The 15,070-nt window shown below is 64.6% G+C and carries 14 protein-coding genes and 1 riboswitch; of the genes, 9 read left to right on the top strand and 5 right to left on the bottom strand.

Features of this window, described 5'->3' with window-relative positions:
• Positions 1–57 precede the first annotated feature (57 nt).
• A riboswitch (SAM riboswitch) is annotated at positions 58–173 on the top strand.
• Positions 174–186: 13 nt separating this feature from the next.
• The gene (metX, locus tag QRN45_RS12870; RefSeq protein WP_284763621.1) at positions 187–1,308 is read left to right on the top strand and encodes a homoserine O-acetyltransferase MetX; all 1,122 of its coding nucleotides are present in this window, start codon (positions 187–189) and stop codon (positions 1,306–1,308) included.
• 18 nt (positions 1,309–1,326) lie between these two features.
• Here the strand turns inward: metX and QRN45_RS12875 are convergent, their stop codons facing one another.
• Complete coding sequence (locus QRN45_RS12875; protein WP_241707902.1) at positions 1,327–1,719, bottom strand: hypothetical protein; 393 nt, start codon at positions 1,717–1,719, stop codon at positions 1,327–1,329.
• A 64-nt stretch (positions 1,720–1,783) separates the two neighbouring features.
• Positions 1,784–2,623 (bottom strand): SGNH/GDSL hydrolase family protein, encoded by an 840-nt coding sequence (locus QRN45_RS12880; protein WP_241707901.1) that lies wholly within the window; start codon positions 2,621–2,623, stop codon positions 1,784–1,786.
• 69 nt (positions 2,624–2,692) lie between these two features.
• On the opposite strand from QRN45_RS12880, the gene QRN45_RS12885 reads away from it, so the two are divergent.
• A complete protein-coding gene (locus tag QRN45_RS12885) occupies positions 2,693–3,346 on the top strand; it encodes an alpha/beta hydrolase (RefSeq protein ID WP_241707900.1) in 654 nt (217 codons plus the stop codon).
• A gap of 76 nt (positions 3,347–3,422) precedes the next feature.
• On the opposite strand, the gene QRN45_RS12890 is transcribed toward QRN45_RS12885, so the two are convergent.
• The gene (locus tag QRN45_RS12890; RefSeq protein WP_078105795.1) at positions 3,423–3,653 is read right to left on the bottom strand and encodes an RNA-binding S4 domain-containing protein; all 231 of its coding nucleotides are present in this window, start codon (positions 3,651–3,653) and stop codon (positions 3,423–3,425) included.
• Positions 3,654–3,686: 33 nt separating this feature from the next.
• On the opposite strand from QRN45_RS12890, the gene QRN45_RS12895 reads away from it, so the two are divergent.
• The 3 genes from QRN45_RS12895 to QRN45_RS12905 all read left to right on the top strand — a co-directional run bounded on the left by QRN45_RS12895 (position 3,687) and on the right by QRN45_RS12905 (position 7,193).
• On the top strand, positions 3,687–4,703 hold the full coding sequence (locus QRN45_RS12895; protein WP_241707899.1) for a DMT family transporter: 1,017 nt from the start codon (positions 3,687–3,689) through the stop codon (positions 4,701–4,703).
• Between the two features lie 127 nt (positions 4,704–4,830).
• Positions 4,831–6,216, top strand: a complete 1,386-nt coding sequence (locus QRN45_RS12900) for a glycine--tRNA ligase (RefSeq protein WP_241707898.1) — start codon at positions 4,831–4,833, stop codon at positions 6,214–6,216.
• Between the two features lie 2 nt (positions 6,217–6,218).
• A complete protein-coding gene (locus QRN45_RS12905) occupies positions 6,219–7,193 on the top strand; it encodes a GNAT family N-acetyltransferase (RefSeq protein WP_241707897.1) in 975 nt (324 codons plus the stop codon).
• A gap of 164 nt (positions 7,194–7,357) precedes the next feature.
• On the opposite strand, the gene QRN45_RS12910 is transcribed toward QRN45_RS12905, so the two are convergent.
• Both QRN45_RS12910 and QRN45_RS12915 read right to left on the bottom strand, forming a co-directional pair.
• Entirely contained in the window at positions 7,358–8,614 is a 1,257-nt protein-coding gene (locus QRN45_RS12910; RefSeq protein ID WP_284763625.1) for an IS110 family RNA-guided transposase, read from the bottom strand.
• Between the two features lie 283 nt (positions 8,615–8,897).
• A complete protein-coding gene (locus QRN45_RS12915) occupies positions 8,898–10,082 on the bottom strand; it encodes an integrase catalytic domain-containing protein (protein WP_284763626.1) in 1,185 nt (394 codons plus the stop codon).
• 212 nt (positions 10,083–10,294) lie between these two features.
• On the opposite strand from QRN45_RS12915, the gene QRN45_RS12920 reads away from it, so the two are divergent.
• The 4 genes from QRN45_RS12920 to QRN45_RS12935 all read left to right on the top strand — a co-directional run bounded on the left by QRN45_RS12920 (position 10,295) and on the right by QRN45_RS12935 (position 15,068).
• Entirely contained in the window at positions 10,295–11,668 is a 1,374-nt protein-coding gene (locus tag QRN45_RS12920; RefSeq protein WP_284763627.1) for an FAD-binding oxidoreductase, read from the top strand.
• 136 nt (positions 11,669–11,804) lie between these two features.
• Positions 11,805–13,253, top strand: a complete 1,449-nt coding sequence (locus tag QRN45_RS12925; protein WP_241707895.1) for a YibE/F family protein — start codon at positions 11,805–11,807, stop codon at positions 13,251–13,253.
• Between the two features lie 103 nt (positions 13,254–13,356).
• Positions 13,357–14,295 (top strand): ABC transporter ATP-binding protein, encoded by a 939-nt coding sequence (locus QRN45_RS12930; RefSeq protein WP_241707894.1) that lies wholly within the window; start codon positions 13,357–13,359, stop codon positions 14,293–14,295.
• Positions 14,292–15,068 (top strand): ABC transporter permease, encoded by a 777-nt coding sequence (locus QRN45_RS12935; protein WP_241707893.1) that lies wholly within the window; start codon positions 14,292–14,294, stop codon positions 15,066–15,068. Before QRN45_RS12930 ends, QRN45_RS12935 begins: the two co-directional genes overlap by 4 nt.
• Positions 15,069–15,070: the final 2 nt, after the last annotated feature.

A 15,070-nucleotide genomic window follows, 5' to 3' on the forward strand; every position in this document is an offset into this window, starting at 1 on the left:
ACAAAGATGTCATAATCTTCGTCAGAAGGGGTCCGGTTTTCCTAGACTCTTCCTATAGGTCATGAGTGCCAGCGACAGCCCCGGCTTGCTGGCCGGCAACCCTCCATTCGCGGTGGGGTGCCCCGGGTGAAGACCTGGCCCTTCGCTGTGTTGGCGGCGGGCAAGCGCGATGTGAGGTGTCAACGAATGACAATTGCTGCAACAGCCATACCCCTTTCCGGTACCCAGGACGGAACCCTCAAGTATGTTTCCGTGGGCGGACTCGAGCTGGAGGCCGGAGGTTCCCTCCCGGACGTCGTCCTTGCGTACGAGACGTGGGGGCGGCTCAACGCAGACGCTTCCAACGCTGTCCTGGTGGAACATGCATTGACCGGCAGCACCCATGTGGCCCGTGGCGAAAGCGACGAAGACGGCTGGTGGGAGCAGCTTGTGGGTCCCGGCGCCACCATCGACACGGACCGCTACTTCGTGGTCTCCGTCAACATTGTGGGGGGCTGCTACGGCAGCACGGGGCCGTCGTCGAGCGCTCCTGACGGCAAGCCGTGGGGCTCCCGCTTCCCGCTCGTGACCCTGCGGGACAGCACGGTGGCCGAGGCCAGGCTGGCTGACGCCTTGGGGATCCACAGCTGGCACACCGTCGTGGGCGGGTCCATGGGCGGTGCCCGTGCACTGGAATGGGCCGTCGGCTATCCGGACCGCGTCAAGCGATGCGCCGTGATCTCCATCGGGGCGTACAGCACCGCCGAGCAGATCGCGTTCGCACAGGCCCAGACGCTCGCCATCCGGCAGGACGCCGACTTCAACGGCGGAGACTACTACGGACAGGCCGCCCCCGAAGCGGGTCTGGCCCTTGCCCGGCGGATTGCCCACATCACCTATCGCTCGGCAGACGAGCTGGACTTCCGCTTCGGCCGGAACGCCCAGGGCGGCGAGGCACCCCTCCAGGCTGCCGCGTTGGGGGACCGGGGCCGCTACCAGGTGGAGAGCTACCTGGACCACCAGGGGAGCAAGCTGGTCCAGCGCTTCGACGCCAATAGCTACATCGCCATTACCGAAGCGCTCATGAGCCACGACATCACGCGCGGCCGGGGCTCGTTGGAGGATGCGTTGTCCGTGGCCACGGCGACGTTCTTCGTGGCCTCGGTGGACTCGGACCGGCTCTATTTCCCGGAGCAATCCCGCGAGCTTGCCAAGGCCTTGCCCGGAGAGGTCCCGGTTCATGTCATCGAGGCGCCGATCGGGCACGACGGTTTCCTCACCGAGATCGGCCAGCTCGGCCCCCAACTGCGCGAGGCATTCTTCGGCTAGCGCGCCTCTTCGGCTGAATCAGCCGTTCATGATCTCCTGGCGGAGCTTCATGTAATCCTCCATGGCGATTTTCCCGTCGCTGTACTCCTGGTCCAGCTCGGCCAGTTTCCGTGCACGGTAGCCTTGGGGCGCGCTGTTCGGCTGGGGAGCGCCGCTCGCTTGCGGAGTAGCCCACGACGGCGGAACGGCCTGCCGCGCGGGCGTCGCCATCGGGGGTTGCGGCTCAGCCGGGATGACCACCGGGGGTTGCTCCGGGTATCCGACGGGGTTGTGCTGCGGAGGATAGGGCTGCCCGGGGTAATTCTGCGGAGGGAAGTCCTGGATCCTGCGCTGGCGCGACCGGTTGTACATGCGGATCCCCATGGGAATCAGCCAAGAGCAGACGATGATCCAGAAGATCAGATTGTTCACGGCGGAGGCCTCCCTGTCTTTCACCAGCTTAGCCCCGCTCCCTGTGACTAACCTCGCGGTTCGTTCAGCTCCCGGGCAGGAAGGTGTCAGCAGGACCGAAGACGGGTCCCGGCGTCGGGCGTTTCGGCAGGATCCCGTCACCGGAGGAGCGGTGCCTGATCCGGCGGATGACCCACGGGACAAAATATTCGCGTGCCCAGACGAGGTCGCCAGACCTGGCTTGGCGCCAACTGCGCTGGGGGAGCGGCTTGGGGTAGAGCGGCTCAAGGTTGTGCGGCACATTCAGTGAGTCGAGGACCATCGCGGCGATGGTGTGATGGCCGAGCGGCGAGAAATGGAGGCGGTCTTCGTCCCACATCTGGGAGTTGGAAAGCTGCCTCAAGGACCACATGTCAGCCACCACGGCATCGTGGCGGGCGGCCACGGTGCGGAGGTTTTCGTTGTAGATGGCCACCTTGCCGCGGATCCGGCCGAGGACCGATGACGCGGTGTCCGGACCGTTGAAGAGAACCACCGTGGCGCCGTCGGAACTCAGGGTCTGCACTGCGGCATCGAGTTTTTCGGCCAAGGCGTCGGGATCGCCGCCGGGACGGATGAGGTCGTTGCCGCCTGCGGAGATGCTCACGAGATCCGGCTTGAGGTCCATGCACGGGCCAAGTTGTTCGTCGAGGATTTGCTGCAGCAAGCGCCCGCGGATGGCGAGGTTGGCGTAGGCGAAGTCGCGGTGTCCCCGGCTCAGTTCCTCGGCGACGCGGTCGGCCCAGCCGCGATGTGCTCCGGGGTTGTTGGGCTCGGGGTCGCCGATGCCTTCGGTAAAGGAATCACCTAGCGCCACGTAGCGGGTCCACGGATGAATCCGCTCGTCCGACTTTGCCACCGTGGAATCAGTGTCACTCACGTCCATATCCTGCCTCTTGCTGCGTCGCTACGCGCCCGTAGCTTGTTACTCATCGGTAACTGCAAGAATAGTCCCATGAGTCAAGCTTCCGCCTTTCCTGCCCCGGTCGTTTTGTGGTCCCACGAAGAGGAAGAGCGGGCTGGAAAGCCGTTGCTGGTCCTTCTGCACGGTTATGGATCCAACGAGCAGGACCTCTTCAGCCTGGCCGGCCTGTTGCCCCGGGACTTCGTCGTGGCCTCGCTCCGCGCGCCGATCGCCACAGGTCCGGGCTTCACGTGGTTCCCGCTCACGGCGTCCATCGACTACTCCCTCGACGCCGTCAAGGACGCCGCGGAGTATGTGTTTTCCTGGCTGGATTCGTTGAAGTCCAACCACAGTTCAGTGACGCTCCTCGGGTTTTCCATGGGCATGGCCATGGCCACCTCGCTGCTCCGGCACCGCCCGGCGGACTTTGCCGCCGTCGTCGGGCTTTCAGGGTTCGCCGTCGACGCCGGTGAGGACCCCGCGTTCCGTGACGCCGAGCTGGACGGATCCGTGCCGCTCTTCTGGGGACGCGACCAGCAGGACCCTGTCATCACCCCGGACAAGATCGAATACACCATGGATTGGGCCCGAAAGCACACGGACCTTACCAAGGTGCTCTACACGGGCATGTGGCACGGCATCAACCAGCAGGAAATCGGGCACGTTGGCGAATTCCTGGAGCACAAGGTCCTCGCGTCCGTCTGACTCCATCTGACAACAACGCGGGGTCACTTGCGGCCCATGACGAGGCGCGCAATGGGCCGTAAGTGACCCCGCGTTGCTAGGACTCTGTGGTGATCCGCACCGTCTGACCGTTGACGGTCACGGTGTCGCCCACGTGGAGTTGGCGGCCGCGCCGATCATCGATCTCGCCGTTGACTTTGACCAGGCCGTTCTTGATGAGTTCCGTGGCTTCCACGCCATCCTCCACGAGGTTGGCGAGCTTCAGGAGCTGGCCGAGCCGGATCATGTCGTCGCGGATGGGGATTTCTTCGATTTCCGGGTTGCTCATACAAGCAATGATGCCTGAAGTAGGGTGGTGAAAATGCCGCAGTCGTCCCGCACCTTGCCTGGAAGTCCCTCCCGTACGCCCCTGCCCTTGCTCACCGGGCTGCTCCTTGCCGTGGCAACCGGACTCGTGATTCCGCTCCAGGGCCGGATCAACGGCGCCTTGGGGGCAAAGCTCGACGACGGTATCGCGGCCGCCGTCGTGAGCTTCACCACCGGGCTGGTACTGATCGCCGCGATCGGACTCGTGCTGCCGAAAGGCCGCGCGGCCCTTCGAAGGATCCTGCCGGCCCTCACGGAGCGGAGCTTTCCACGGTTCTACGTCCTGGCCGGTGGCATTGGCGCGCTGTTCGTTTTCGCCCAATCGTTCACGGTCGGCCTGCTTGGCGTGGCCTTGTTCACGGTCGCTGCAGTGACGGGCCAGACCCTGAGCGGACTACTCGTGGACCGGCTCGGCATCGGGCCCGGCGGCAAACGCTCGATCACCGGAGTCCGAATCCTCGGCAGCGTCCTGACGATCGCCGCCGTCGTCTGGGCCGTGTCGCCGCGCCTCGGGGCGGCCAGCGACGTCGGGTCCTTGCTGCTCCCCATCCTGTTGCCGGTCGTGGCGGGCTGCCTCATGAGTTTCCAGCAGGCCATGAACGGGACTGCGACCGTGCACTACGGCAGTCCGATCGCTGCAACGCTCGTCAATTTCGTGGCCGGAACGGTGATTCTCTGGATTGCCTGGCTCATCAAAGTGTTGCTCCTTGGTCCCGGCCACGCCCTGCCTTCTGAATGGTGGTACTACCTGGGCGGGCCGATGGGGTGCGTCTTCATTGGCCTGGCTGCTTTGTTGGTCCGGAGCCTCGGTGTCCTGGTCACCGGGCTCGGGATGATCGCCGGGCAGCTGCTGGGATCGCTGGCGCTTGACCTGGTCCTGCCGGCTCCCGGAACAGTAGTGGCGTACCCCACGATCCTCGGCACCCTGCTGACGCTGTTCGCCATCATCGTGGCCACGTTGCCCTGGCCGAAGGGCGCGATCTCGTCCCGCCGTCCCTCGAAGAGCCTTTAGGGCCGGTCCCGGAAGCAGGACCGCGGCCAAAGGCCGGTAGGCTAGGACACGCAGCTTCCTGCACAGCAATACCTTCGCGCACAACCACGGACCGCACCCAGCGGCCCTGTAAAACATTGGAGTACCCATGGCAGCAAAATCCGTCCTCGACCAGGTCATTTCCCTCTCCAAGCGGAGGGGCTTCGTGTTCCAGGCCGGTGAAATCTATGGTGGCTCCCGGTCCGCATGGGACTACGGCCCCCTCGGTGCCGAGCTCAAGGAAAACATCAAACGCCAATGGTGGCAGAGCGTTGTCCGCGGCCGCGAAGACGTAGTAGGCCTCGATTCCTCCGTGATCCTGCCCCGCCAGGTGTGGGAAGCGTCCGGCCACGTCGAGGTGTTCTCCGACCCGCTCGTCGAGTGCCTTTCCTGCCACAAGCGCTACCGCGCCGACCACCTCGAGGAAGAGTACGCGGAAAAGAAGGGCCGTCCCGCCGAAAACGGCCTCAAGGACATCGCCTGCGCCAACTGCGGCACCCGCGGCCAATGGACCGAACCGCAAGAGTTCTCCGGCCTGCTCAAGACCTTCCTGGGCCCCGTGGCCAGCGAAGAAGGCCTGCACTACCTGCGCCCGGAAACCGCGCAGGGCATCTTCGTCAACTTCAGCAACGTGCTGACCACGTCCCGCAAGAAGCCGCCTTTCGGCATCGGCCAGATCGGCAAGTCGTTCCGCAACGAGATCACGCCGGGCAACTTCATCTTCCGCACCCGCGAGTTCGAACAGATGGAAATGGAATTCTTCGTCGAACCGGGCACGGACGAAGAATGGCACCAGTACTGGATGAAGGAACGCATGTCCTGGTACACCGGTCTGGGCATCCGGCCGGAGAACCTGCGCTTCTTCGAGCACCCGCAGGACAAGCTCAGCCACTATTCCAAGGGCACCACGGACATCGAGTACCGCTTCGGTTTCCAAGGCTCCGAGTGGGGCGAGCTCGAGGGCATCGCCAACCGCACCGACTTCGACCTCTCCACCCACTCGAAGGCGTCCGGCCAGGACCTCAGCTACTTCAACCAGGCCACCAACGAGCGTTACACGCCGTACGTCATTGAACCGGCCGCCGGCCTGACGCGTTCCTTCATGGCCTTCCTTGTGGACGCCTACACGGAAGACGAGGCACCCAACGCCAAGGGCGGCGTCGACGTCCGCACCGTCCTGAAGCTCGATCCGCGCCTGGCACCGGTCAAGGCAGCTGTGCTGCCCCTGAGCCGCAACGAGGACCTGTCCCCGAAGGCGAAGGACCTGGGCGCCCAGCTGCGCAAGAACTGGAACATCGACTTCGACGACGCCGGCGCCATCGGCCGCCGCTACCGTCGCCAGGACGAGATCGGTACCCCGTTCTGCATCACCGTGGACTTCGACACCCTTGACGACCAGGCCGTGACCATCCGCGAGCGCGACACCATGAGCCAGGAACGTGTTTCCCTGGACAAGGTGGAGGGCTACCTGGCCGCACGGCTGATCGGCGCCTAAGCGTGTCCATCGAATACCGCGAATGGCGTGAGGGCGACGACCTCGCGCTCCTGGAGATGTGGGGTGGGCCCGAGACCCTGCCGGCCCAGCAATTCCGTGCAGCCCTGGCGCCGTCGAGCAACAGTGGTCAAGGCCAGCCTTGGCGCCGGTGCATCGTGGCGGAAGACGTCGTCGACGGCATCGGCATCCCGGTGGCCGCGGGCGTGGTCCATGAGGCGTCCCTGCACCCGGAACGCCTCTGGGCCTACATCGAGGTCGCCAAGGACCACCGCCGGAGCGGGATAGGGGCCACGCTCCTGACCATGCTGCGGCGCGAAGCCGAGCAGTCGCCGTCGGGCGTTTCCGCGCTGCGCAGCAAAGTGGAGCCAGGCACGGCCGGTGCCGCCTTCGCCGAGTGGGCAGGGCTGGCGCCCATCCAGCGCTCCCGGCTCGTGGTGGTTGATCCCGAACCGCTCAGGCTTCCGGTGTTTGGTGACGGCTCCGAAGAAGCCGCTTCCGAGCAGGTGGAAGACCTCGCCACGGGATCCGTGGAACTGAGCGACGTCGTAGGCCGGTACTACACCGCCGTGCACCACTGGGACAACCCCGGCGAGCTCGGCATCCCCACCGTGCAGCGTCTGTTCCTCGACGACCTGACTGGGGCACACGGGGCGGTTGTGCTTCGCGCGCCGAAGGCGAGTGCCTTTGGCTCGGGCGTCCCGGCCACCCGCAAGGGCAAGCTGCAGGCCTTCGCGATCAGCTATGCACAGGGCAGCTCGGACGGGCCCTCGGAAGTGTTCCTCGGGCACGATCCGCTCCTGCAGGACGACGAAGCGCGCGCCGCAATCCGTGACCTGCTGGCGCTCATTGCCTACCAGCACCCCGTGCTCCTCGAAGTGGACGACTCCATGACGGCCGTGTGCGCCGTCGTCGATCCCTTGCTGGAATTGGGCAAGGCGAAGCTCCGCGGTGCGGACACCCTGGTGGTCAGCGAATAGCGCCCTTCCCCTCGCCCCGCCCAACTGGCTCGCAGTTGTTGTCGTTATGGGCACTCATAACGACAACAACTGCGAGCCAGTTGGGTGAACCCCCTGTTGCCTCACTGCAATACCTCCGGGAAGAGTAATACGTTGCCTGACTCGAAAATGGATGGTGAGTGGTTTCAGGTTGCTGCGGCGGTCTGATGGATGGGGTCGAATCGGACGGTGAGGCCGAGTGCGTTGGCTTGTTTGGTGATGCGGCGCATGACGTTGGCGGGCTCGCGTCGGGTGAAGTGGTCAGGTCCGAGTTCGTGGTAGTCGAGGTTGTTCATGAGCATGTGCCAGATCGCGGTGAGGAGAGAATGCTCGATCGCGACGATGGCTCGTTGTTTGCCTCGTCTGGCAGCGAGGCGGTAGTAGCGTTCGCGTAGGTAGGTGTTTTTGGTCCGGGCTGCGCCCATCGCCGCGTTGCCCAAGGCAGCTTCGAGTGCTTTGTTGCCGTTTCGCCGGCCTCCTGGCTTCTTGATCCCGCCGGATTCGTGGCTGCCAGGGCATACTCCTGCCCACGAGGCCAGGTGCGCGGCGGTCCGGAATCTGGTCATGTCACCTCCGGTCTCGGCGATGATCACGGCGGCGCCTTTGCGGTCGATCCCCGGGATGGTCACGAGATGCTCGACCGTGTTAGCGAACGGGGCGAGTTCGGTATCGATCCGTGCGGTCACCTCCTCGATGACGGCGCTCAGTTCATCGATCCGGCGCAGGATGATTGCGCAGAGGAACGCGTGGTGGTCGGTGAAACGGCCTGTCAGCGCCTCGACCAACGCATCGTGTTTGAGCCGCAGCTTCTGTTTGGCCAGATCGGCGAGGACCTGTGGATCCCGTTCACCCTCGATGAGGGCCTGCATCATCGCTCGACCGGACACCCCGAGGATGTCGGTGGCCACCGCGGAGAGCTTCACGCAAGCGTCTTCGAGGACCTTCTCCAGCCGTTGCGCTTCCCGGTTGCGTTCCCGGACCGTGGTGGTCCGATACCGGGTGAGATCACGCAGTCGGCGGATCGGCTCGGGTGGGACCATCGAGGGTCGCAGTAGCCCGCATTCGGTGAGCTGACATAGCCACGCTGAATCACTGACGTCTGTCTTGCGGCCCGGAAGCCCCTTGGCGTCGCGGGCGTTGACCAGCATCAACTCGAACCCGGCGTCCTCCAGCAGGTAATACGCGGGTTTCCAATAGTCGCCGGTGGCTTCCATCGTGACCACGCTGACCCGTTCGCTGATCAGCCAATCCTTTAACTCCAGCAGAGCATTCGTCATGGACGCGAAGGTTCGAACTTCCTGCCGCCTTTTACCCGTCCGGTGCGGGTCCGGCGCCCGGACACATGCCTTGACGTCACGCTTGCTGATGTCCAAAGCGGCGCACCGTTCTTGTAGCACTTCCATCGCTCGTCCCTTCCCCGGTCTGTCTCGGCGGTGCCGCCCGGGGAGGCCTGCAGGACGAAAGAGTCTGACTCACGTGCTCGAAGCAACAATCAGTAGTTCCTGTCGGCGGCCTCCGGTCTCCAAACTCATTTGCGGGCTCCAACCGCACCAAGTCAACGCGGGGTCACCGGGCGACCATAGAATTTTCCTCCATCCGTGGCGCGGCCGGTAGGCGGCCGATCAACTCATTTGAAAACCTCCGGATGGGTGGTTTCGTTGCCTCGGTGAAGTGCCTCCGCGAGGCCTAGTGGTTCCAGGCGCGGTTGACGGGTTTGAGGGGTGCTGGTTTCTTGGCCAAGGCCAGTGTTTCCAGTTGCCCGGTGAGCGCCAGTATCTGGCGTGAGAGGGCTCCGGGCTTGATGCGTTTGAAGGCGGCGTTCATCTGGATGACCGGGCGTTTGTGCATCCGTTCATGCCGGATCGCGCGTTGGTGGGGTGTGGCGGGGGCGTCGTGTTTCTTGGTGACTTTCGCGCCGTGCCGCTGCTTGAAGAGTAGCTTCTGCTGGGGCAGCAGGTAGTTGGTGAGGACACGGTCCAGCTCCCAGATCTCGTTGAGTTTGGCCAGTTCCGCGGGGGTGTCGTAGCGCAGGTAGCCGACCAGTTCCCGGACCCTGGCCCAGTTCTTCTGCTCCACGTGGGCTCCGTCGTTTTTGTTGCCGGGCCGGGAGCGGGTGAAGGTGATCTCGTGCGCGTGGCAGTAGGCCAGCAGATGCTCGTTGATGAACTCGGAACCGTTGTCTGAATCGATGCCGATGATGGGGAACGGGAACACGGCAGTGACGTGTTCGAGGGCCTCGAAGACCCATTTGGCGGCCTTGTTCCGCACCGACCGGTTCACGGTCCAGCCCGTGGCGATGTCCGTCACCGTCAGGGTGCAGCAGAACTCCCCGAAGCTGTTGCCTCCTTCGTGGCCCACCAGGTCGATCTCCACGAACCCCGGGACGGCGTCATCCCACTCGGCCCAGGTGCGGACCGGGATCTGGGATTTGAGCAGCGTGCCCGGCTTGGTATGGGACCTTCCCCGCGGGAAAAGTTTTGCCCGTTCGCCGGCGAGTTTCCGGTCGATCGTCGCTGCGCTCATCCGCATCAGCAGTCCGGCCTGTTCATCGGTCAGCTCAAGCTCCCGGTCCCGGCGCAGCAGCGGCACCAGGACAGGCAGCATCGGGGCCAGCAGCCTGCCGGCAGGGGCGCGCAGCACGGCCCAGCACTTGATGAGGGCCGGCAGCAGATCAGGCCCGTACACCGGGGTCCTGCCCGGGCGTGGTCTGACGATCTTCAACACCAGGGCATCCCGCAACGCCGCCCGGGCGTAGTCGCGGTGCCACCCGGTCAGCTCGACCAGTTCGTTCAGGATCCGGGACTTCCCTGCACGATCAGCACCCTTATAGGCGAGGGCTTTCTTCTTCGTCACAGCTTGCCGCTGGGCCATCGTTAGCTCCATGAAAACGGGCATAGCCCCCAACCGCCGCCACACCTGCGAACCACGCCGCTACGCGGAGGTTTTCAATGAGTCAACGCGAACCCTTGACGAGTCCGCGGCGTGGGTGTAGGCATAACGACGTAAGCCCCGGCCGTTGGTCTGGTGGGGTGGCGGCGGGTGGAACGGATCCGGTCTCATGAAGAGAATCGGCGGTAACACCTATGAATGGAACAGCCCTCGACGGACTGCGCAAACAGCTCCGCGGGCAACTCATCACCCCAAGTGATCCTGACTATGATTCCGCCCGGGCCGTTTACAACGGGATGATCGACAAACGTCCGGCAGGGGTCGTCCGCGTGGCCCAGGTGGCGGAGGTCATTGCGAGCGTGAACTTCGCCCGGGACAACTCCCTGCCCTTGGCCATTCGCGGCGGCGGCCACAGCGCGCCCGGTTTCGGGACCTGGGACGATGCCCTTGTCATCGATTTCGTCAACCGAACCGGAATCCGCGTTGACCCCGAAGCCGGTACGGCCCGTGCCGAGGCGGGGACAACCTGGGCTGACTTCAACCACGCCACCCATGCCTTCGGGCTGGCAACCACCGGTGGGATTGTGGGATCCACCGGCATCGCCGGCCTGACCTTGGGTGGTGGCATCGGCTATCTCGCCCGCAAGCACGGCCTTTCCTGTGACAACCTGATCTCCGCTGACGTGGTGACTGCGGACGGCAAATTCCTGACCGCCAGCGAAACCCGGAACGAGGACCTTTTCTGGGCGTTGCGGGGCGGCGGAGGCAATTTCGGTGTGGTGACGTCGTTGGAATACAAGCTGCATCCTGTGGACATGGTCCACGCGGCCATCATCATCTACGGCATGGAGCAGGCCGACACCGTCGCGAAGTTCTACCGCGACTACATGGACACCGCCCCTGAGGAATTCGGAGCGTTCGTAGGCTTCCACCAGGGCCCTCCCGTCCCGTTCCTTCCCGAGGAATGGCACGGGAAGCCAGTCTGCGTGGTCATCGGCATGTGGACGGGTGATCCTGCCGAAGGAACAGCCTGCTGGCAGCCTTTCCTGGACGTTGCCCCCGTGGCGGGTTCGCTGGTTGGACCCATGCCGTACCCGGTACTCAACTCGGCATTCGATCCGCTCCTTCCGAAAGGGATGCAGGCCTACTGGAAAGCGGACTTCCTCTCCGAACTCAACGACGGTGCCATCGCGGCCCATCTTGAGTACGGCAGCAAAGTTCCCAGCGTGCAGACGTCCGTCCACGTCTATCCGATCGACGGCGCGGTGCAGCGCGTGGGGCAGACAGACACTGCGTTCGTCAACCGCGGCGTCAAATTCTCTCCCGTGATCGCCTGCATGTGGAACGATCCCGCAGACAACGAGGCGAACATCGACTGGGTGCGCAGTTATGCCGCGGCATTGCGCCCGTACTCCTCGCCGGGAGGCTACATCGGCTTCATGGACGGTGACGACCAAGGCAGGATCAGTGAGAACTACGGGGTCAATTACGGGCGGCTGCAAACCATCAAGGGCAAGTACGATCCCGGAAACCTCTTCCACGTGAACCAAAACATCAAACCCGCCTGACCCCGGGTGCGGACCCGGCCCAACTGACTCGCATTTGTTGTCGTTTTGAGCCCTCAAAACGGCCACAAATGCGACTCAGTTGGGCGGGACACCGGGCTGCCCCACGTAGGCTTGTGGGCATGAGGTTTTGCAGCTAATGGGTCACGGCCATTCACACGGACACACCGAGAATTTCGAGCCAAGCCCGACGGCGCTCGCGGCACGCAAACGGGCCAACTGGCTCCTCGTGGCCGTGTTGGCTCCGATTGCCGCGCTCACGATCGTTGCCATGCTGCTCATGTGGCCGTCCGGGAGCAAGGAGGGCATCACCTTCGCGAGCCCGTACGCCGCTGCTCCCGGGGTGACGTTCGATACCGGCAAGATTCAATCCGTCACCCAAGAGAGCTGCACGCAGGGGACCCAGGCTCCGGTAGCGAACGGGGCGAACGGGGCGAACGGCACAAACCAAAGCAGCGGAACACAGCCGCAGGGGTCCCAGTGCACCTTCGCGTCGACGCAGCCGGATAACGGCGGCAGCCCCGTGAAAGTGGTCATCAACCCGGATGTCGCCAAGTCCCACGGCGTCAAAGCCGGGGACAGCATCCGCTACCTGAACCTCTCCCGGGTGCAGGGCGCAGCGGCAGGCAACGGCTCGCCGTCGTACGTTTTCCTTGACTTCGTGCGGACCGTTCCGATGGCCCTCCTTGCGATCCTGTACGCCGTGGTGGTCATCGCGGTTGCGCGCTGGCGCGGTTTCAGGGCGCTCCTCGGACTGGCCGGGGCCTACGTGGTGATGGTCAGCTTCATGCTTCCGGGATTGGTGGAAGGCAAACCGCCGCTGCTCGTGGCTTTGGTCGGCTCCACGGCCATCATGATGGGAGTGATCTATTTCGCCCACGGATTCTCGGCCAAGACCTCCACCGCGTTGCTCGGCACGATCTTCGGCCTCGGCATCACGGCGCTGCTGGCCGCCTGGGCCACGGATGCAGCCAACCTGACCGGGATCGCCACGAGCGAGGGCGCCACGCTCGTCAACATGTCGGACAAGATCTCGCTCTCCGGGATCATCCTGTGCGGGTTGATCATTTCCGGGCTTGGAGTCCTCAACGACGTGACGATCACCCAGTCCGCGGCCGTGTGGGAACTCTACGAGCTGGCGCCGGAGACCGGGGCGCGCAAGCTGTTCACCTCGGCCATGAGGATCGGCCGGGACCACATCGCCTCCACGGTCTACACCATCGCCTTCGCCTACGCCGGTGCCGCGCTGCCCATCCTGATCATTGTCATGCTGTACGACCGCCCGCTGGTGGATGCCCTCACCAGTGCCGAGTTGTCCGAGGAAGTCATCCGCACGCTGGTGGGCTCCATCGGCCTCGTGCTGGCCATCCCGGTGACCACCTTGATCGCAGTCCTGGTGGTCAAGGCGACCGGTCCGAAGCGGCTCGGGGCCGCCGGCGCGGCGGTTTCGGAAGCAGCCCACGACGACGGCGACGTCCGGGAGCTTGAAGCCGCCGGGCCCGCCGACGCCTTCGAATCCTTCGACACCGGCGAGCTCGCCGCCGTTGTCATGACCAGGCGGGCACGCAGGGAAGCCGAGCGTCGCTAGCCCCCGATGACATTTGTCATCCCGCATTGGTGACACACGCCCCGGCGCCGGACGCGGATCCCGGCTTTGATGGGTAGTGGAGTAAACCAAGCCAAGGAGAGTCATGACAACAGCGAGTGTGCCGGCCGTCCACGCCGCCGGACTGCACAAGAGCTTCGGGAAGGTCCACGCCGTACGCGGCCTCGACCTCACCGTGCAGCCGGGGGAGGTGGTGGCGTTCCTCGGTCCCAACGGGGCGGGCAAGACCACCACGATCGACATGATCCTCGGATTGAGCGCCCCGGACCAGGGAAGCGTTTCAATCTTCGGCCACACTCCGCGGGGAGCGATCGCCCGCGGCCAGGTGGCAGCGGTGATGCAGACCGGCGGCCTGCTGCGGGACATCACTGTGCGCGAGACCGTACAGCTCAACGCCGCCATGTTCGATTCCGCCCGCCCCGTGGACGAAGTCCTGGCGCGGGCGGGCATCCTGGAGATTGCCGACCGCAAGGTCGAAAAGTGCTCCGGCGGCCAGCAGCAGCGGCTGCGCTTCGCCATGGCCCTCGTCTCCGATCCCGGATTGCTCATCCTGGACGAGCCCACCACCGGCATGGATGTCGCGGGACGACGAGACTTCTGGAACGCCATCAGGACCGACGCCCAGCGCGGACGGACCGTCATCTTCGCCACGCATTACCTCGAAGAAGCCGACGCCTACGCGGACAGGATCGTCCTGGTCCGGCAAGGCAGCATCGTTGCGGACGGCACCGCCGCCCAGATCAAGAACCTTGCCTCGGGCCGCACCGTCAAGGCTTCGCTTCCGGCAACCGAACGCGGACTGCTGGCCGGCTTGCCGCCCGTCGAAAGCATGGATTACGACGGCGGCCGCCTCACCGTCCGCACGGGCGACTCGGACGCCGTCGTGCGGTACTTGCTCAACAACACGGGCGCCCACGACGTCGAAGTGGCGGCCAACAACCTCGAGGAGGCTTTCGTCGCCCTCACCGGAGACGATGCCGTTCCGGAGTCCACGAGCATCACTTTTGAAGGAGACCTCGTATGAGCACGGCAGCAGTCGTCCAGGAACGGAAACCGTCCGCCGGCGGGGTCAACCGCACGTTCCTGTGGATCGAGATCAAGCGGATGCTCCGGAACCGCCGGACCATCATCTTCACGGTGTTCATGCCGGCCGTTTTCTTCTTCATTTTCGGCTTGTCCAACAAGGACAAGCTCCTGCCCAACGGGCACAGCTACGGCCAGTACATCCTTATCAGCCTCACGGTCTACGCCGCGATGACCGCCGCTACCGGCGCCGGCAGCCAGGTGGCAGTGGAACGTGCCCAAGGCTGGAGCCGCCAGCTTCGCCTCACGCCCCTCCTGCCCGGTGCGTATATCGCGGTGAAAGCCATGGCCGCGCTGACGCTGTCCCTCGTTGCCGTCGTGGCCCAGTTCGTCATCGGCGCCCTGGCAGGTGTCACCATGGATGCCCGGACCTGGCTGACGGCAGGGTTGGTAGCCTGGCTGGGCTCCCTGGTGTTCGCGGCCCTCGGCTTGTTCGTCGGATACCTCATGCCGAGCCAGAACGTCATGCAGATCCTCGGCCCGGCCCTTGCCATCCTTGCCATGCTCGGTGGGCTGTTCATGCCGATCGAAATCATGGGGGAGACCTTCGGGAACATCGCCAAGTTCACGCCCGCCTACGGGATCGGGCAATTGGCCCGGAGCCCCATCACCGGCGAGTTCGACTGGGCGTGGATCCTCAACGTGCTCATCTGGCTCGCGATCTTCGTGGCCGGGGCCGCCATGGCATTCCGCCGCGACACGAAACGTGTGTGAAC

Origin of the sequence: Arthrobacter sp. efr-133-R2A-63, from assembly GCF_030209795.1 — a bacterium.
GTDB lineage: Bacteria > Actinomycetota > Actinomycetes > Actinomycetales > Micrococcaceae > Arthrobacter > Arthrobacter bambusae_A.